15 protein-coding genes are annotated in these 18998 nt (G+C 63.7%); 6 read left to right on the top strand and 9 right to left on the bottom strand.

What is annotated here, in order from left to right; translation table 11 throughout:
* Positions 1-2 precede the first annotated feature (2 nt).
* The 5 genes from NKI64_RS03740 to NKI64_RS03720 all read left to right on the top strand — a co-directional run bounded on the left by NKI64_RS03740 (position 3) and on the right by NKI64_RS03720 (position 4034).
* Entirely contained in the window at positions 3-1604 is a 1602-nt protein-coding gene (locus NKI64_RS03740; RefSeq protein WP_023694472.1) for a heme biosynthesis protein HemY, read from the top strand.
* A gap of 76 nt (positions 1605-1680) precedes the next feature.
* A complete protein-coding gene (locus tag NKI64_RS03735) occupies positions 1681-2160 on the top strand; it encodes a tellurite resistance TerB family protein (RefSeq protein WP_352666518.1) in 480 nt (159 codons plus the stop codon).
* Positions 2161-2174: 14 nt separating this feature from the next.
* Positions 2175-2891 (top strand): glutamine amidotransferase, encoded by a 717-nt coding sequence (locus NKI64_RS03730; protein WP_352666516.1) that lies wholly within the window; start codon positions 2175-2177, stop codon positions 2889-2891.
* Between the two features lie 187 nt (positions 2892-3078).
* Entirely contained in the window at positions 3079-3342 is a 264-nt protein-coding gene (locus NKI64_RS03725) for a YMGG-like glycine zipper-containing protein (protein WP_023670477.1), read from the top strand.
* Between the two features lie 56 nt (positions 3343-3398).
* Entirely contained in the window at positions 3399-4034 is a 636-nt protein-coding gene (locus tag NKI64_RS03720; RefSeq protein ID WP_023828722.1) for a LolA family protein, read from the top strand.
* 30 nt (positions 4035-4064) lie between these two features.
* Here NKI64_RS03720 and NKI64_RS03715 read toward each other — a convergent pair whose 3' ends face one another.
* The 9 genes from NKI64_RS03715 to NKI64_RS03675 form a co-directional block, all read right to left on the bottom strand.
* On the bottom strand, positions 4065-7268 hold the full coding sequence (locus tag NKI64_RS03715) for an efflux RND transporter permease subunit (protein WP_023745388.1): 3204 nt from the start codon (positions 7266-7268) through the stop codon (positions 4065-4067).
* Positions 7265-8371, bottom strand: a complete 1107-nt coding sequence (locus tag NKI64_RS03710) for an efflux RND transporter periplasmic adaptor subunit (protein WP_050589163.1) — start codon at positions 8369-8371, stop codon at positions 7265-7267. Before NKI64_RS03710 ends, NKI64_RS03715 begins: the two co-directional genes overlap by 4 nt.
* Positions 8372-8732: 361 nt before the next feature.
* Complete coding sequence (locus NKI64_RS03705; RefSeq protein ID WP_023730214.1) at positions 8733-9974, bottom strand: MFS transporter; 1242 nt, start codon at positions 9972-9974, stop codon at positions 8733-8735.
* 158 nt (positions 9975-10132) lie between these two features.
* A complete protein-coding gene (locus tag NKI64_RS03700; RefSeq protein ID WP_023687742.1) occupies positions 10133-11233 on the bottom strand; it encodes a pyridoxal phosphate-dependent aminotransferase in 1101 nt (366 codons plus the stop codon).
* Between the two features lie 133 nt (positions 11234-11366).
* Positions 11367-11831, bottom strand: a complete 465-nt coding sequence (locus tag NKI64_RS03695) for a Ros/MucR family transcriptional regulator (RefSeq protein ID WP_023687743.1) — start codon at positions 11829-11831, stop codon at positions 11367-11369.
* A 214-nt stretch (positions 11832-12045) separates the two neighbouring features.
* Positions 12046-12750, bottom strand: coding sequence for an ROK family protein (locus tag NKI64_RS03690; RefSeq protein ID WP_023715876.1), 705 nt, complete (start codon positions 12748-12750; stop codon positions 12046-12048).
* A 117-nt stretch (positions 12751-12867) separates the two neighbouring features.
* Complete coding sequence (zwf, locus tag NKI64_RS03685; RefSeq protein ID WP_023687745.1) at positions 12868-14241, bottom strand: glucose-6-phosphate dehydrogenase; 1374 nt, start codon at positions 14239-14241, stop codon at positions 12868-12870.
* Positions 14242-14264: 23 nt separating this feature from the next.
* Positions 14265-15278, bottom strand: a complete 1014-nt coding sequence (gnd, locus tag NKI64_RS03680; protein ID WP_023670467.1) for a phosphogluconate dehydrogenase (NAD(+)-dependent, decarboxylating) — start codon at positions 15276-15278, stop codon at positions 14265-14267.
* Positions 15279-15320: 42 nt separating this feature from the next.
* Entirely contained in the window at positions 15321-17741 is a 2421-nt protein-coding gene (locus NKI64_RS03675) for a glucan 1,4-alpha-glucosidase (protein ID WP_502901362.1), read from the bottom strand.
* 204 nt (positions 17742-17945) lie between these two features.
* Between NKI64_RS03675 and NKI64_RS03670 the strand changes: the two genes are divergently transcribed.
* Entirely contained in the window at positions 17946-18959 is a 1014-nt protein-coding gene (locus NKI64_RS03670) for an ABC transporter substrate-binding protein (protein ID WP_352666512.1), read from the top strand.
* The last annotated feature ends 39 nt before the right edge of the window (positions 18960-18998 follow it).

Here is an 18998-nt window from a genome sequence, read left to right as displayed (position 1 = left end):
CGATGATCCGCATTCTCATCTTTCTCGCCGCCGTCTTCGCGCTCGGCCTCGGCTTTGCCTGGCTGGCCGATCGTCCCGGCGAGATGGTCGTCACCTTCAACGGTTACCAATACCAGGTCAGCCTGATGGTGGCGGCGGTGGCGATCGTTGCCGTCGTCGCAGCGGTGATGATCGTCTGGTGGCTGATCAAGTCGCTGTGGAACAGCCCGTACACGATCTCGCGCTATTTCCGCGTCCGCCGCCGCGACCGTGGCTATCAGGCGCTGTCGACCGGCATGATCGCAGCCGGCGCCGGCGATGGCGCGCTGGCCCGCAAGAAGTCCAAGGAAGCCGCCAAACTGATCCGCTCCGACCAGGAGCCGCTGATCCAGCTGCTCGAAGCGCAAGCCTCGCTGCTCGAAGGCGACCATGAGGGCGCGCGCGAAAAATTCGAGGCGATGCTCGACGATCCCGAAATGCGGCTGCTTGGCCTGCGCGGGCTCTATCTCGAAGCCGAGCGGCTCGGCGACCGCAACGCGGCGCGTCACTATGCCGGGCGCGCCGCTTCCGTCGCGCCGCAACTGGCTTGGGCCGCCGAATCGACGCTGGAGGATCTGACCGGGCGCGGCGACTGGGACGGCGCGCTGAAGCTGGTGGAGGCGCAGAAGTCGACCAGGCAGATCGAACGCGACGCCGCCAATCGCCGCCGCGCTGTGCTGTTGACCGCCAAGGCGCAGGCGCTGACCGATAGCGACCCCAATGCAGCCAAGACAGCGGCACTCGAGGCCAACAAGCTCGCGCCCGATTTCGCACCGGCCGCGGTTGCAGCCGCCAATCTTCTGTTCAAACAGAACGATGTGCGCAAAGGCTCGAAGATCCTTGAGGCAGCCTGGAAGGCGGAGCCGCATCCCGAGATCGCCGAGCTCTACACCCATGCAAGGCCGGGAGATGCCGTGGTCGATCGTCTCAACCGGGCGAAGAAGCTGCAGGAGCTGAAGCGCAACAATGCCGAATCGTCGATGACGGTGGCGCGCGCCGCGCTCGATGCGCAGGATTTTTCCACCGCCCGCCGCGAGGCGGAAGCGGCGATCCGCATGGATCGCCGGGAAGGCGCTTACCTGCTGCTGGCCGATATCGAGGAGGCAGAGACCGGCGACCAGGGCAAGATCAGGCAATTGCTGTCCAAGGCGGTCAGGGCGCCGCGCGATCCGGCCTGGGTCGCCGACGGCGTCGTCTCCGAACGCTGGGCGCCGGTGTCGCCGGTCAGCGGCAAGCTCGACGCTTTCGCCTGGCGCGCACCGATGGAGCGGCTGGGCCAGCTCATCGACAGCCATGAAGACGAAGCCGATGTGCCGGTGCTTGCGGCACCCGCCAAGCCGGCAAAGGAAGCCGAAGTGATCGATCATCCCGCCGTTGCCAAGACGATCAGCGAGGCGCCGACCGAGCCGAAGCCCGCTGTGGGCGACGACCAGGTCACGCCGGTCACCGCCGCCGCTTTCGCCGCAATACCAAACGACGCCGAACCCGTCGAACCTGCCGAGGAACTGGCTCGGCTGCCCGACGACCCCGGCGTCGACCCCGATGACGAAGCGGAGAAGTCACCGCGCCGCTTCCGCCTGTTTTGATCCCTGAAGCATGATCCCAAAAAGTGGATACCGGTTTTTGGAAAAGATCATGCTCCAATAATGTGAAGTGAGTACCATGTTCGAACGCGTCCTGGCCTTTCTGAAAGACCTGCCCTCCGGGGCTGGGGCTCGCGCGAATGCGGACGATCCGCGCGTTGCGGCGTCGGCTTTGCTCTATCATGTGATGAATGCCGACGGCGTGCGCCAGGATGTCGAGTGGGAGCGGTTCAAGCAGGTGCTGGCTGACAGCTATTCGATCAGCGGCGACGAACTCGATGCGCTGGCTGCCGCCGGCGAGCGCGCCGACAATGAGGCGATCGACCTCTATGCCTTCACCAGCGTCTTGAAGCGCCATCTCGACGCCGAGGCTCGCAAGGCTTTCATCGGCCTGATGTGGGAAATCGTCTATGCCGACGGCGAACTGCATGAGTTGGAGGACAACACCGTCTGGCGCGTTGCCGAACTGATCGGTGTCGAGCGCCAGGATCGCGTCGAGGCGCGCCGCAAGGCGGCGGCCGCCGCGCCCGGCGCCAGCGGAACGTCGAGCGACGAATAGGATTCCGCCTTTCCATGCCGCCCAGACCGAGCTCGAAACCAAAAATCCTGATCGTGCTGCATCAGGAGACTTCGAGCCCCGGCCGGGTTGGCCACATGCTGCTCGAGGAAGGTTTCGACCTCGACATCCGCCGGCCGCCTCTCGGCGACAGCCTGCCGGAGACGCTGGAGGGACACGCCGGCGCCGTGGTGTTCGGCGGGCCGATGAGCGCCAATGACGAAGATGAGTTCGTCCGCCGCGAGACCAACTGGCTCAATGTTCCGCTAAAGGAGAACCGGCCCTTCCTCGGCATCTGCCTTGGCGCGCAGATGCTGGCCAACCATCTCGGCGGCAAGGTCGAGGGGCATGGCGAGGGGCTGGTCGAGATCGGCTGGTATCCGCTGAAGCCGACCGAAGCCGGCAAGAAGCTGCTGCCCTGGCCTGACATGGTCTACCAGTTTCACCGCGAAGGCTTTTCGCTGCCCAGGGATGCGACGCTGCTGGCGACGGCGGAAACCTACCCCAACCAGGCGTTTCGCTATGGCGACAATGCCTGGGGCATCCAGTTCCATGGCGAACTGACCAGGATGATGATGCAGCGCTGGGTGGTGCGCGGCGCACATCGTTTCGAACTGCCCGGAGCGCAGCCCGGCCGCGACCATCTCGGCGGCCGGCTGATCTGGGATATGCACCTCAAGCGCTGGCTGAGCGAGTTTTTGAGCCTGATCTTCGGAAAGCCTACTGAGGGATAGAGCAAATCCAACTACTATGAACGGCCTAGCTTGCCCAAAGACGACTTACCTCTGGGAGGCGTGTACGATGGATCCGGGACCTTAGCCCGTTCCCGCAGATTTGGATTGCGCCCCAAACACTCCGATGGATCGAAAAACTCCGTGGCGCATTTAAGCTTCGGCTAATAACGGCCCCAGGAGAGAACCAATGAAGAAGACGCTGCTCATTTTGAGCCTACTCATTCCGCTCGCGGCATGCTCCCGCACCGAACAAGGCGCTGCCGTCGGTGGTTTGGGTGGCGCAGCTGTAGGCGCAGCAGTGGCCGGCGACCCGGTAAAAGGGGCCGTTGTTGGAGGTGCGGTCGGAGCGCTGGCCGGGGCGGTCATCGGGCACGCCAGCGAAGCCGGCCAGTGCAGATATCGCGGTCGGAACGGTCGAGTTTACGTTGCTCAGTGCCCGGACGGCTACTGATCTCAAAGGCGCGTGATCTCTTTCGATCACGCGCCTGCTCGGGGTAGGATAACTGAATGGCATATAACAGCAAAAGACTGCTGGCTTTCTGGTTCGCCGTTGTCAGCGCTGTCGCGATAAACGCCGAACTTTCGACCGCGGCCTTGGCCGCACCTGTAGAAGCGAAGACGATTGCCGATCACTTCTCATCGGTAAAGTCCATGTCCGGGGACTTTGTCCAGTCGGGCCCAAGAGCGGAAAGGACCAAAGGGAAATTTTTCCTCCAGCGGCCGGGCAAGATCCGGTTCAACTATGCAGGCCAATCAGGGGTCAGCGTAATTGCAGATGGAAAATCCTTGGTGGTCTATAACAAGAAGCTCAAGACATCGCGGCTTTATGCTCTCTCGAAGACGCCGCTCAAGCTGCTCCTCGACAATCAGGTCAACTTTTCCGGCAATCGCCTCAAAAGTATCAGGGACGATGGCGCCCAGGTGATCATCAGGCTGGCCGACAAGTCGGCCTTCGGCAATTCGAATATCACTATGGTGTTTGACAGGGAATCGCTCGATCTACGCAGATGGACCCTGACTGACGAGAGGGGCCTTACCTCGACAGTCACCATATCCAACGTGAAGCAGGGCGTTCGCGCTCCTGCGGGCACCTTCACTATCAACTATGCTGCAAACCGTGAATTCAACACCAAAACGAAATAGTCGGCAGCGCCACGAACTGCCCGTGTAACACTACTCGGCGGCCGTCTCGGACGGCACCTCTGCCGGTGCCGAAGACTCGGCCTCGGCATGCGGCTTGCGCCGTGAGAACAGCGACCTGAGCGTGACGTAGAACACCGGCGTCAGGAACAGGCCGACGAAAGTGACGCCCAGCATGCCGGAGAACACCGCGGTGCCGAGCGACTGGCGCATTTCCGCGCCCGGGCCCGTCGCGATCATCAGCGGCACGACGCCGAGGATGAACGAGAAGGCGGTCATCAGGATCGGCCGCAGCCTGAGCCGGCAGGCTTCGACGGCAGCCTCGGCTGCCGACAGGCCGCGTTCCTGGGCCTGCCGCGCGAACTCGACGATCAGGATCGCGTTCTTGGCGGCAAGCCCGATCAGCACGATGAGGCCGATCTGCACGAGGATGTTGTTGTCCAGCCCTCGGAACGACACGCCGAGCAACGCTGCGAGCACGCCGAGCGGCACCACCAGCACGATGGCGAACGGCAGCACCCAGCTTTCATATTGCGCCGCCAGCGCCAGGAACACGAACAGCACCGACAGTCCGAAGATATAGACAGCGGCATTGCCGGTGTTGCGCTCCTGATAGGCGAGTTCGGTCCATTCGTAGGAGGTACCGGCCGGCAACGTCTGTGCCGTGATCGCTTCCATCTTGGCAAGCGCATCGCCGGTGGAAACACCGGGCGCGGCGTTGCCCTGCAGCGGCACGGAGACGTACATGTTGTAGCGCTGGACCAGCGCCGGGCCGGTGACGTCGCGGATCTCGATCAACGTGCCCAGCGGAACCAGCGCGCCGGTCGCCGAGCGCACCTTCAGTTTCAAGATGTCGGCGCGATCGAGGCGGAACGCCTGGTCGGCCTGCGCGCGCACCTGGTAGACGCGCCCGAAAGCGTTGAAGTCGTTGACGTAGGCGGTGCCCAGATTGATCGACAGCGTCTCGAAGATGTTGGGGATCGGCACGTTCAGGATGCGCGCCTTGTCGCGATCGATCGCCAGGAAGAATTGCGGGCTGGACGCGGAGAAGGTGGTGAACACGCCGGTCAGCCCCGCCGTCTTGTTGGCCTTGCCGGCAATTTCATAGGCAAGCGCCAGGATCTGCCGCATGTCGGCGCTGTTGCGCTCCTGGATCTGCAGCTTGAAGCCGCCGGCATTGCCGACGCCGCGGATCGGCGGCGGCGGCAGTGCGATAATGAAGGCTTCCTTGATGCTTTGCAGGCTGCCGAACAAATTGCCGATGACCTGGGTCGCGGACTGGCCGGCTTCCAGTCGCTCGTCAAACGGCTTGAACCTGGCGAAGATCACGCCCGCGTTGCTGGCATTGGTAAAGGTGGCACCGGAGAAGCCGGCGAAGGCGACCGCGTAGTCGACGCCCGGCGTTTTCTGGATGATCTGCGACGCCTGCTGGATGACGGCATCGGTCCGCGATAGCGAGGCGCCGTCCGGCAACTGGACGACGACGATCGCATAGCCCTGGTCGAGCGACGGAATGAAACCGCGCGGCACCGTCTGAACCATATAGACCGTGGCGTAGATGAGGGCCGCGAAAACGGCCAGCGTGGCGGCGATCGCTATCCGCGAGCCGACCAACACGCGCACGATGCTCGAATACCAATGGGCGACCTTGTCGAAGCCGCGATTGAAGCCGTCGGCGAGCGCCCGTCCGAACCGCGCCAGGAAAAAGCGCGGCGGCGCCGCAGCAGTGTGGTGCGGCTTGAACAGCAGCGCGGCCAAGGCCGGCGAGAGCGTCAGCGAATTGAATGCCGAGATCGCCGTCGACACCGCGATGGTGATCGCAAACTGCAGGTAGAACTGCCCGGAAATGCCGGGAATGAAGGCTGTCGGCACGAACACGGCTATCAGCACCAGCGAGATCGCGATGACCGCCGTTCCGACTTCGTCCATGGTCAGATGCGACGCCGGATTGGGCGCCAGCCCGCTGGCGATATTTCGCTCGACGTTCTCGACCACGACGATCGCATCGTCGACGACGATGCCGATGGCCAGCACGAGGCCGAACAGCGTCAGCATGTTGAGGGAGAAGCCGGCGGCGTAAAGCACCGCCAGCGTGCCGATCAGCGACACGGGGATCGCCACGATCGGCACGATCGCCATGCGCCACGATTGCAGGAAGACGATGATGACGATGATGACCAGAACCATCGCCTCGAGGATCGTCTTGTAGACCTCCTGGATCGACTCGGCGACGAACTCGGTCGGATTGTAGACGATGTCGTAGCTCAATCCCTTCGGGAAGTCCTGGGAAAGCTCCTTCATCTTGTCCTGGATCTCCGCGGCTGCGGCGAGCGCATTGGTGCCTGGCCGCTGGAAGATGGCGAGCGCCACCGCCGGTTTGCCGTTGAGATAGGAGTTGGTGACGTAATCCTTGGCGCCGAGCTCGATGCGCGCCACGTCCTGCAGCTGGATCAGGCGGCCGTCTTCGGCCGATTTGACGATCACGTATCGGAAGTCCCGTGCGTCGTTGAAGCGGCCTTGCGTGGTGACCGTGTACTGGAACGCCGTGCCGGTATTGGTCGGCGGCGCGCCGATGGAGCCGCCTGACACCTGGACGTTCTGGTCGCGCAGCGCCTGCACCACATCGCCCGAGGTCATCCCCAGGGCGGACAGTTTTTCCGGATCGAGCCAGATGCGCAGCGAATATTCGCGTTCGCCAAAGATGATGAGGTCGCCGACGCCGTCCAACCTGAGCAGTATGTCGCGCACCCGCGAGCGGGCGTAGTTCGAGACGTAGAGCTGGTCGTAGGTATTGTCGGGCGACAGCATGTGCACGACCATCATCAGGTCGGGCGAGCTCTTGATGGTGGTGATGCCGAGGCGGCGGACTTCTTCGGGCAGGCGCGGCTCGGCGACCGACACGCGGTTCTGTACCAGCACCTGCGCCTGGTCGAGATCGGTGCCTAGCTTGAAGGTGATGGTCAGCGCCATCGCCCCGTCGCCCGACGAATAGGACGACATGTAAAGCATGCCCTCGACGCCGTTGATCTCCTGCTCGATCGGCGTTGCCACCGTCGCTGCCACTGTCTCGGCGTCGGCGCCCGGGTACTGGGCGCGAACGACGATGGTCGGCGGCGCGATCTCGGGATATTGCGCGATCGGCAGCTGGGTATAGGCAATCCCGCCGAGGATCAGCAGGACGATCGAAACCACCGATGCGAAGATCGGACGGTCGACGAAGAAATGGGCGAACCTCATTGCTGCAACCCGGCGGTCTCGACCTTGGGCGGCAACGTCACCATCTCGACTTTCACCTTGGTGCCGGGCCTGGCGTGCATCAGCCCGTTGACGATGATCGTCTCGTCGCCGGTCAGGCCCGCGCGGATCACCCGGTAGCCGTCGAGAAGCGGGCCGGTGCGCACGGGCTTCGCCGACACCATCCCGGCCTCATCCACCAGGTACACGATGCGGCGATCCTGATCGGCGCCGACCGCCTCGTCGGGCACCAGGACGCCGCTATGCGGCAGCGACCCCGGCACGTTGATGCGCCCGAACATGCCTGGCTGGAGAACGCCGTCGGCGTTGGCAAACCTTGCACGCACCCGCATGGTGCCGGTCGCGTTGTCGATCCGGTTCTCGGCAAAATCGAGCTTGCCCTTGAATACCGCCTCCGCGCGGTCGGCGACGCGAACCACCACCTCGAGCCCGCCGGCGCCTTCCTGCATGCTGCCGCCGCGCTCCTTCGCGTCGCGGGCGTAGCTGAAATACAGGCGCTCATCGACGTCGAAATAGAAGTCGATCGGATCGCGCGTGACGATAGTCGTCAGCAAGGTGGAATCCGGCTGCACGAGGTTGCCGACCGACACCAGCCGGCGGTCGATGCGGCCGGACAAGGGCGCCTTGATCTCGGTGAACTCCAGGTTCAGGTTGGCCGTCGTCAGCGCAGCCGTCGCGCCTTGCATCTGCGCCTGCGCCGAAAGGTATTCCCGCCGACGGTCGTCGACCGTCGCGGCCGAGATATTGCCGGTCTTGGCGAGTTCATCGGCGCGATCCAACTGCATCTTGGAGAATTCGAGCAGGGACTTGGCGACGTCTACTTGCGACTTGGCGGCATCGTAGGCCGCCTGGTACGGACGCTGGTCGATGGTGAAGAGCAGGTCGCCCTTGTTGACCAGTGCGCCGTCCTGGAAGCTGATGTTGTCCAGATAGCCGCTGACGCGCGAACGGATGGCGACCTCGTCGACGGCTTCGAAGCGCCCGACGAACTCGTCGTCTTCGACGATTTCACGCACCACCGGCTTGGCCGCCGTCACCACCGGCAGTTGCTGGTCCTGCGCAAACGCGTTGCTGCTGAAAGCCATGCCGAGCAGGAATGCCACTGGGACGGCGGAGCGGGCCAGCCAGCCGACCGATCGGCTGGGTCGCCCGCTTGCGTCGCGATGCGATTGCCGATTCCCTGAAGTGTCCATTTGCGTCCCCGCTAGCTGGACCCGGAGGTCGGGTGGTTCTCTTCTATATTTAAGGTTTCTCGTCGAGACCAGAGCACTGCAGTATTGTGCATGGCAACATAATCATTTTCCATATGGACTGAAATGTCCACCCTGTGGCTGCCCCGCCATCTGGCTAGTTCGCCCAGAACCGGCCCATCCGCTTCCGGCCCATCTCAGCCGTCATCGGCGCAAGCTGATTTGGACCGAGCGCCGGATCCTGCGGCTTACTCGATCAGTTGCGGCTGTTGAGATGCCGCACCCTTCGCAGTTGCGGAAACAGCACCGCCCACAGTCCGGCGACGGCAATCGCACCGACGCCGCCGATCACCACCGCCGGCACGGTGCCGATCAGCGCCGCCATGGTGCCGGCGCGGAACTCGCCGACTTCGTTGGAGGCGCCGACGAAGACCTGGTTGACGGCGTTGACGCGGCCGCGCACCTCGTCGGGTGTCCACAGCTGGATCAGCGTCTCCCTGATATAGACGCTGAACATGTCGGTGGCGCCGAGGCCGGCAAGGGCCAGGATCGACAGCCAGGTGATGGTCGAGACGCCGAACAGCACGGTGAAGGCGCCGAACCCGGCGACGAAGCCGAGCATGATCTTGCCGGCATTGTCGCGCAGCGGATGCCCGGCAAGCCAGACCGCGACACAGATGGCGCCGATGCCGGGCGCCGAGCGCAGCAGGCCGAGGCCCCACGGGCCGAGTTCCAGAATATCGCGGGCATAGACCGGCAGCAGCGCCGAGGCACCGGACAGAAGCACGGCGAAGAGGTCGAGCGAGATGGCGCCCAGGACGATCTTCTCGCTCCAGATGTATCGGAAGCCGGCAAACAGCGTCTCCATCGTCGGCTTGTCGGTGGCGCTCTGCTGGGCCGGTTTCGGAATGGTGAAGATCAGCAGACCGGCCACCAGCATCAGCACGGAGGCAACGGCGTAAGCGGCTTCGGCCGAGACGCCATAGAGCAGGCCGCCGGCGACCGGGCCGACAATGGTCGCCGTTTGCCAGGCGGACGAGTTCCAGGCGATCGCATTGCCGAAATCTTCCGGCGGAACAAGGTTGGCGAACAGCGACGACGAGGCCGGCCCATAAAAAGCGCGCGCCAGGCCGAACATAGCCAGCACGATGAAGATCGGCAGCGGGCTGACGAGACCGCGCAGCGTGAAGTACAACAGGACAAGCGCACAACCTGCCTCGACTACCGTCGCCAGCGCCATGATCAGGCGGCGGCCGAAACGGTCGGCGACAACGCCGGTGACCAGCACCAGCAGCAGCGACGGCAGGAACTGGACGATGCCGACAATGCCGAGATCGAAGGGATCGCGCGTCAGATCATAGATCTGCCAGCCGACGGCGACGGACACGATCATGGTGGCGAAGGTGGTCAGGAAACGCGCCGCCCAATAGCTCAGGAAGGAGCGATGGCGGAAGGCGGCGTAACGCCGGTCAGGCGGTGTATGGGAATGGGATGTCATGGATACAGGCCCCGTTGCTTGCATTGGCCGGCGGGGCACTTCCCGGAAATGGGCGCTGTTCCGGCCAATGAAACTTATCAAAGTTCGGGGCGCGTATGCGTGAAAATCGGGCCTGGATCAAGCGGTTTTCCAGCCGCTCGCCCGATTGCACGCGGACGTTACTGCCTCAGCGCGGCGGTGATGGCGTCGAGGCCGCCCTGTAATTCCGCCTCTTTCGGCCAGCCGAAACCGACGCGGAAGAAGCGCTTGGGCATATCGAACCAGTGGCCGGGACCGACATAGGTGCCGTGGTTTTCCAAGAGATTGACGTAGAAACGGTCGAGGTCGAAGTCTGGACTGACATTGAGCCTTGGAAATCCGACGACGCCGCCTTGTGGCCGCACCCAGTCGACCAGCGGCTCGCGGTCGATCCAGTCTTGCACAATGTCGCGGCGTTTCGCCATCTCGGGCAGCAGCGCGCCCAAGAAAGCGTCGCGGCGCCCCAGCATGCCGCGCGCAATGCCTTCGTCGATGACGCTGCCGCAAATGCCGATCTGCTCCTTGGCGGCGAGGAAGCGCTCCTGCAGTTCGGCATCGCTGGTGATCAGCCAGCCAATGCGGATGCCGGGAATGCCGAAGGCTTTCGACAGCGACGAGACGCTGATCGCCTTGGGGCTGAGAGAAGCCGCCGCCGGCAGGCGCTGTCCATAGGAGAGGTCGCGATAGGTCTCGTCGACCAGCAGATGGCAGCCGCTCGCTTCAGCCAGCGCAATCAGCGCGTCGAGATCGGCCCGGCCCATCATCGTGCCGGTCGGGTTGTGCGGGCAGGTGACGCTGATCAGCTTGGTGTTCGGTTGCATGCTGGCGGCGACGCGGCCGAAATCGATGGCAAAGCCTGCGTCGAAATCGAGATCGACATAGGAGATGGCGCAGCCGATCGCCTTGGGGGTCTCGATGTTGGTGGCGTAGTTCGGCCGGACGACGACAAGGTGGTCGCGCTCCGACAGAAGCGAGGTCGAAATGATGAAGAGCGCGCCCGCCGCACCGGCGGTCACAAGAACATCGTCAGGCGAAATGCCGGAATCCTGCGCCGCGATCAGCGCCCGCAACTCCTTGTCGCCGCGATGCTCGCCGTAGAACAGCGTGAGATCCGGCAGCGACAGGCCGACGTCGGAGAGTTTCTGATCGGCGATCGAGCTTTCGGAGAGATTGAACCGAATGCGATCGTAGCCGTATTCCTCCGGCGCCTCTTTCTCGATCACCATTCTGGCGTAGTTCATGGCTGCTCCCCCAAAGTCCTGACACTCAGAGGTACAAGCCATAAAAGCACGAAGCCTGCCAAGGCTCATTCGCCGGCAGGCTTCTGTTCCAGTCGTCCAAACGATTGGCTCAGGGCCGAGGCGCTGATCCCACTCAGGCCGGAACTTTGGCCTTCCGACCCTTGGCTTTCGCCGGCGCGGCCACTGCAGCCTTGCGGCCGAGGCCGATCGACTTGGCCAGCTCGGAGCGCGACGCCGCGTAGTTGGGGGCAACCATCGGATAGTCGGCCGGCAGGCCCCATTTGGTACGATAGGCTTCCGGCGTCAGGTTGAAATGGACGCCGAGATGGCGCTTCAGCGATTTGAATTTTTTGCCGTCCTCGAGGCAGATGATGTAGTCCGGCGTCACCGACCGCTTGGGATTGACGGCCGGGATCTGCGGCGCCGCCACTGGGGCCGGCGGCTGGCTGAGCCCGCCGATCGACGCCGCAACGCTGGCGATGAGATCGCTCAGGCCGGCAACGGGCAAGCGGTTCTTCTCGACGTAAGCGGACACAATATGGGCGGTAAGCTCGAGCAGGTCGATGTCCTTGTCAGAGTCGTTGCTGTCGTCGGCCAATTTATCTCTCCGTCGCTAGGGGGGTGGCGGAAACTCCCAGAGTGGTTCCAGCGGAGCCGGAAATCCGCTCTAGTCATTTGTCTTGCCGCATATGTGCGGTTGCGCCAGATGATTCCATCCGGTGCCACCGATCTAATCGCCAAATCTGCGTAACGCAATGACTTCGTATCGCGCCACACGTCATTTTGAACAACTATACTGAATTTTAATACTATCAGACGATGAGCGCCTTGTCGCGCCATAGTCGAAAACCGCCCTCGAAAGCGCGCGTATTGTCGCCGCGCCTGGATGTGGCGGGCAATTCATCCAGTCTGTCGACATTGCCGCCGCCGATGACGACATAATCCGGCTGCAGCGCCGCACGCAGCCGCCCGACGACGTCGAAAACGTATTTGCGCCATTTCTTCTTGCCGTATTTCTCCAGGCCGCGCTCGCCGACATAATCTTCGAAACTGCCGCCCTTGCGGTACGGCAGATGCGCCAGTTCCATCGGCTGGCCGACATTGTTGAGGATCATCGCCGCGCCCAGGCCGGTGCCGAGGCCGAGGAACAGCATGCGCCCGCCATCGTAGCTGCCGATCGCCTGCAGCAGCGCGTCGTTGACGACCTTGACCGGCTTGCCGAAGGCGGCGGCAAAATCGTAGCCGTCCCAGCCCTTGCCGAGATTGGCGGGATCGAGCGAAGGCCTGTTGTGCCTGACCGGGCCGGGATAGCCCATCGAGATCACGTCATAGGGCAGCCCTTCGGCCAGCGTCTTCACCGTGGCGACCATCTGCTGCGGCGTCAGGTCCGGTCCGGAATCGGCCCGGCGCATCTCGCCGCCTGCGCTGGTGAGGATTTTCACATGCGAGCCGCCGACATCGATCGTCAGCACGATCGGTTCCGCCTTGGCCTTCGCGGGCCTGGCTGCCTTGGCCATGTCGTTTCCTCCGCTCACTTGGCGCGTTCCCCGTTTCAGGGAAACGGGGGAATGCTCCAAGTCTTTGTTTTTACGCAATTCCGGACGGAAAGACCGCTCGCACTTTCCTGGAATTGCTCAACTCGGATTGATCCAGCCGTTGGGCGGCCCGAAGCTGGCCATGGCGTCGGCCGGCCCCCAGGTCTTCGGCTCATACATATGCGGCGGCGTGGTGTCGCCGAGCACCGGGCCGACAATGCGCCAGGCAAGCTCGCTGGCATCCTGGCGGGTGAACAATTGGCCATTGCCGTTCATGGCATCGCCGATCAGCCGCTCATAGGGCGGCATGTCGCCCTTCGAATCGTCGAGCGCGGTGAGCTCGACCTGCTCGCCGACCATGTCGTCGCCGGGCGCCTTGCGCTGCGCGCCGATCGAGATCGCCACCTGCGGGTCGATGCGGAAGCGCACGTAATTGGCGTCGCTGGGCTTGATCGGATCGAAGACGTCGAGCGGCGGCCGCTTCAGCCGCACGATCACTTCGGTCACATGCACCGGCATGTTCTTGCCGGTGCGGATGAAGAAGGGCACGTCCTGCCAGCGCCAGGTGTCGACCATGAAGCGCACCGCGGCAAAGGTTTCGACCGGCGAGTTCGGCTTCACGCCGGGTTCAGCGAGGTAGCCGGTGAACTGGCCGCGCACGACGTCGTCCTTGGTCAGCGTGCGGATGGCGCGCAGCACCTGCACCTTCTCGTCGATCAGATCGTCGGCCGAGCGGCCGACCGGCGGTTCCATGGCGAGCAGCAAAAGGATGTTGAGCAGATGGTTCTCGATCACGTCGCGGATAGCGCCGACATCGTCATAGAATTTGCCACGGCCTTCAACGCCGAAGTCCTCGGCCATGGTGATCTGTACGCTTTCGACGAAGTTGCGGTTCCAGATCGGCTCGAGAAAGGAATTGGCAAAGCGGAAATAGAGCAGGTTCTGGATCGCCTCCTTGCCGAGATAGTGGTCGATGCGGAAGATCGACTGCTCTTCGAACACCAGATGCAGCACGCGGTTCAGCCAGCGCGCCGATTGGAGATCGTGGCCGAACGGCTTTTCCACCATCAGCCGCGCGCCATGCGCGGTACCGGATTGCTCCAGCCCCTGGACGACGGTCTCGAACATGGTCGGCGGCACCGCCATATAGTGCAGAGGCCGCTGCGCCGAGCCGAGCGCCGTCTTCAGCTTCTCGAAGGTCGCGCCGTCGCGGTAGTCGCCGCTGACATAGCGCAGCAGACTGGCGAATTTGGCGAAGATCTTTTCGTCGATCTTGCCGAGAGCGTTGACGATGCCGTCGCGGGCCCGCGCCTGCAATTGGTTGATGTCCCAGGCATCGAAGGCGACGCCGATCACCGGCTCGGTCAGCGTCCCCTTGGCTACCATCTGGTAGAGGGCCGGAAATATCTTCTTGTGGGCAAGGTCGCCGGTTGCTCCGAAGAGCACCAGCGTGTCGGACCGTTCCGGGCTCATCTTGCGCGTCTCCCCTGCGGCCTTCACTTGCCGGCCTTCGGCTTTTCGACATGGCCGCCAAAGGCATAGCGCATGGCCGACAGCAGCTTGTCGGCGAATTCGGATTCGCCCTGCGAGGAGAAGCGGTCGAACAAAGCCGAGGACAGAACCGGCGCCGGCACGCCGGTGTCGATCGCCGCCTTCAGCGTCCAGCGTCCTTCGCCGGAATCGGAGACGCGGCCGCCGAACTGGGCCAATGCCGGGTCGCTCTTCAGTGCGCCGGCGGTGAGGTCGAGCAGCCACGAGCCGATCACACTGCCATGGCGCCAGACCTCGGCCACTTGCGGCAGGTCGATGTCGAACTGATAGTATTGCGGGTTTTCCAAAGGGCTGGTCTCGGCGTCCGCCGTGCGCTGTCTTTTGCCGGCATTTGCCGATTTCAAAATGTTCATGCCTTCGGCATAGGCGGCCATGACGCCATACTCGATGCCGTTATGGATCATCTTGACGAAATGGCCGGCGCCGCTCGGTCCGCAATGCAGGTAGCCAAAGGGTGCGGTTCCACCCGCCTTGTCGGGCGTGGCGCCGACATCGGCGCCGGGCGCCAGCGTGGCGAAGATCGGGTCGAGGTGTTTGACCGCCGTGTCGGGGCCACCGATCATCAGGCAATAGCCGCGCTCCAAGCCCCAGACGCCGCCGCTGGTGCCGACATCGACATAGTGCAGGCCCTTGGCCGCGAGCTCGGCCGCCTGGTCGACAGCGTCGTGATAATAGGAATTGCCGCCGTCGATGATGATATCGCCGGGCTCCATCAATGCTGCCATCTGGTCGGCGATCCTGCCGGTGATCGCCGCCGGCAGCATCAGCCAGGCGCTACGCGGCTTGGACAGCTTGCCGACGAACTCTTCCATGGAGGCGGCGCCGATGGCGCCATCGGCAACCAGGGCGGCAACGCTTGCCGGGTTGATGTCGTAGACGACGCATTCATGGCCGTCGCGCATCAGGCGGCGCACCATGTTGGCGCCCATCCTGCCCAGTCCCATCATTCCGATCTGCATGGTCTTGTCCTAGTCGCTTGAGGAAAGAAAATTGTGGGCGAGTTAGTTCTCAATGCCGACGGTGAAGTCGACATTCTCCCAACGGTCGCCGTCGGGCCAGAAAAAAGTGAAGACGATCGTATTACCTCGCGGAATATCGGCCACCGGCAGATCCGCCAGATGGACGCCAAAGACATTCACGGACGTGTTGATTTCTTGGCTGGTCTGCCACTGGTCGCCGCTCCAGCGGATCAGTGCCGGCTGCAGCAGTTCAACCCGCAGCGTCTTGCCGGCTTCCATGGTGCGCAGCCTGTTGTTGAAGCGCCATATCCTCAGCGGCGAGCCGGTCTTGTCCCTGACATAGCGCTTGACGCCTTGCGGCGGCATGTCGAAGACGGCGCCGTCGCGGAGCGAGCGCAACAGCTTGATGTGTTCCGAATGCGCCCAGACCAGCGGCATGGCGCTGCCCGACGGCCTGCCCAGCCACAATTCGCGCTCCGGTATGTCGGCGCGGTCCCAGACCTGTTCCGGCAGCAGACCGCCCACGCCAGCCGAAGCCTCGAATGTCCTGAGCAGGCTTGCCGCCTTGTCCTTGTTACCGGCGGCCAGCTCGTAGTGGGCGCGTTCGCCGGCCAGCAACGGCCAGGGCCGGCCCTGGCCGTTGCCGTCGAAGGGCGCGCCGTCGGCGTGTTCGCCATAACCGTCGCTGGTGTAGCGATACCAGAGAGGCCCTTGCGGCAGGTCGCAGCGCAGTTGCGCGTCTATGATCTTGACCGTGCCGACGATGCGCGGATCGTCCGCGGCCCTGAGGCCGAAGCGGACCAGCGCCAGCGCGTCCGGGCTGACAATCGCTTCGGCCGGCTTGTCGGTATCGCCCGGCGGACGGTTCTTGATCGGTACGAAGCCGTCCTTCGGCGATGCGGCGCCTGAACCGTCGGCCGGCGCGATGCGGATGTAGTAGCCGTCGACGCCAGCCTCGTGGCACTGCGGTGTGCCGTTGACATAGGTCCAGCGCTCGATCTGGTCGTTCCAGCAATCCGCGACCTCGCGCAAATAGTTAGCCGGTTCCGGTTTGCCGTCAACGTCGAACAGATCGGCGGCGCCAAGCAGTGCCGATATTTCGACGGCGAGCGTGAATGGGCTGTAGCCGGCATCCTCTTCCCAGCGGTCCTGCCCGGTGACGGGACCATTGCGCACGACATAGGACGCGGCCTTCTCGATCATCGGCATGAAGGCGGCGAGCTTGGCGCGCGGCAGGTGGCCGGCGCGGTGCAGCGCATCGGCAAGCAGCAGCGGGAAGGCGCATTCGTCCATCTGGATGCCCGGCCAATAGAGCGAGCCGTCGAGCCACACATTTTGTGGCCAGTGGCCGTCCGGCTGCTGGATGGAACAGAGATAGGCGAGGATCTCAAGCGCCTGCGCCGGATCGCCGGCGGCGAGGAAGCCGCCCGCGGTTTCCACAAGGTCGCGCGGCCAGACCAGATGATAGCCGCCAAGGTCGTCGTCGCCCTTGCTGAACCCCCAGGGGATCGACAGGCTGGCGACGGCCGCACCGGGCCTCGCCAGCGACAGGTGTGTCGCCAGCACCGCTGTGCTGACGCGGTAGGTGTTGAGGCCGGATGCATCATGGTGGTCGAGCGCCGTCAGGCCTGCCTGCCATTTCCGCCATTTCGCGACATAGGCCTTTGCCGCCGGCTCAAAACCGCGTTTCAGGCTGGCGGCGGCGTTTTCGGCCGCTTCATCCGGCGTTGCCCCAAACCCAAGCGCAAGCAAGGCTTTGCTGTTGCGTAAGGAAAAGCCGATCTCGCCGGTCAGCGCGACATTGCCGTCCTCCGCCCTTTGGCAGGCCGGATCGAGCCGGCCGGCGCGGCTGAGTTGCTGCCAGCCGTCGGAAAAGCCTGCATAGCCGGCCGAGCAATCACCCCAGGGCAGCGAGGATGCAAGCGCCAGGCAGGTGCCGCGCCCGGACGCGAACAGCATCGGCCTCCCCTTGTGCTCGTCGGTCCAGGCGGTGTTGCCCATGCCGGCACTGACCAGATGCGGCGCCAGCAGGGCGTAGACGCGGTAGTCCGTGGCCACGCCCTCGAGTGCCGTGAAGCTGGTTTCCTGCAGCAAGGCCGGGCGCGCCGGATCCGCCAGGATGCGCTTTTCGATCTGGTAACGCGCCGTCGCGTTGATCAGCCGGTAGGCGGGCACGCCGTCCTCGAACGGCTCGATGGCATGCGTGGCGTCACGCTTCTCCTCGGAGAACCAGCCGCCGGGACCGGTGACCAGCAGTCCCATGTCGCGCGTGCAGGCGCTGTCGAGGCCGGGATAATAGACCTCGTTGACGATGCCATGGCTGAGCGTGAACCAGACGCGGCTCGCCGGCGAAAGCGCGGCACCTACGCCGCTCTTGGCGCTTGACGTCCAGCGCGCCGGAATTCCGGGGGCGCCCATTCTTTTGGGTGCACTGGGGGGAAGGGTCGGCGGCATCGCTGCCATGCATGGTCTCCTGGACCCTTCCCTAGACCAGCACGCGAAGGCTTTTCAACCGCCGCACCTGAAGTTGATCGTCCAAGCGTGATCGATCGCAGTTGACAAGCGGGCGTATCTGAATTTGTCTGACAATAGATAAAAAACAGGCAGACAACGCCAAAACCATCTGCAACAGTCGGCGGGGCCGACAATCTATGGGAGGATTATGACATGAAGACACTGCTCGTCCTGAGCGCTCTGGCGGCGATGCTCGCCTCGGGCACGGCGCTTGCCGACACCAGCGGCAAGAAGATCGCCTTCTCCAACAATTACGCCGGCAATTCGTGGCGCCAGGCGATGCTCGACAGCTACGGCATCGTCACCAAGAAGGCGGTGGAGGATAAGATCGTCGGCGCCGCCGACATCTTCACCACCGCCGACAAGGAAGTGCCGACCCAGGCTGCCCAGGTGCAGAACCTGATCCTGCAGGGTTATGACGCCATCGTCATCAATGCCGCATCGCCGGATGCGCTGAACGGCGCCATCAAGCAGGCCTGCGATGCCGGCATCGTCGTCGTCTCCTTCGACGGGACGGTCACCGAACCTTGCGCCTACCGCGTCGTCGTCGACTTCAAGGACATGGGCAAGCAGGAAGTCGAGCAGATGGCCAAGTTCCAGCCCAAGGGCGGCAATTTGCTGGAAATCCGCGGCCTTGCCGGCACCTCGATCGACGATGCCATCCATGCCGGCATCCTCGAAGGCGTCGCCGCCCATCCCGAGTTCAAGATCGTCGGTTCGGTGACCGGCGACTGGGACCAGACGACGGCGCAGAAGGCGGTCGCGACGATCCTGCCTTCGTTGCCCGACATCGTCGGCATCGTCGACCAGGGCGGTGACGGTTATGGCGCGGCACAAGCCTTTGCCGCCGCAGGCAAGCCGCGTCCGACCATCATCATGGGCAACCGCCAGGACGAGCTGAAATGGTGGAAGGAGCAGAAGGACAAGGATGGCTACCAGACCTGGTCGGCCTCGATCGCGCCCGGCGTGTCGTCGCTGGCCTTCTGGGTGGCGCAGCAGGTGCTCGACGGCCGCACCGACATTCCGCATGACCTTTTGGTGCCGTATCTCGCCTTTACCCAGGACAATTTCGAGACCGAGCTGCCGAAAATCAAGGAGGGCGGCGTCGCCACCCACGAATACAGCCAGGAAGACGCAATCGCGGCGATCAAAGCCAATCTCAAGTGATGCATTGCATTCATTGCCAGCGGCATGACCGACCGGATA

The organism is Mesorhizobium sp. M0478, assembly GCF_040321305.1.
In the GTDB taxonomy this organism is placed as follows: Bacteria; Pseudomonadota; Alphaproteobacteria; order Rhizobiales; family Rhizobiaceae; genus Mesorhizobium.
The sequence above is the reverse complement of the archived record's forward strand: the minus strand, read 5'-3'. Positions and strand labels throughout refer to the sequence as shown.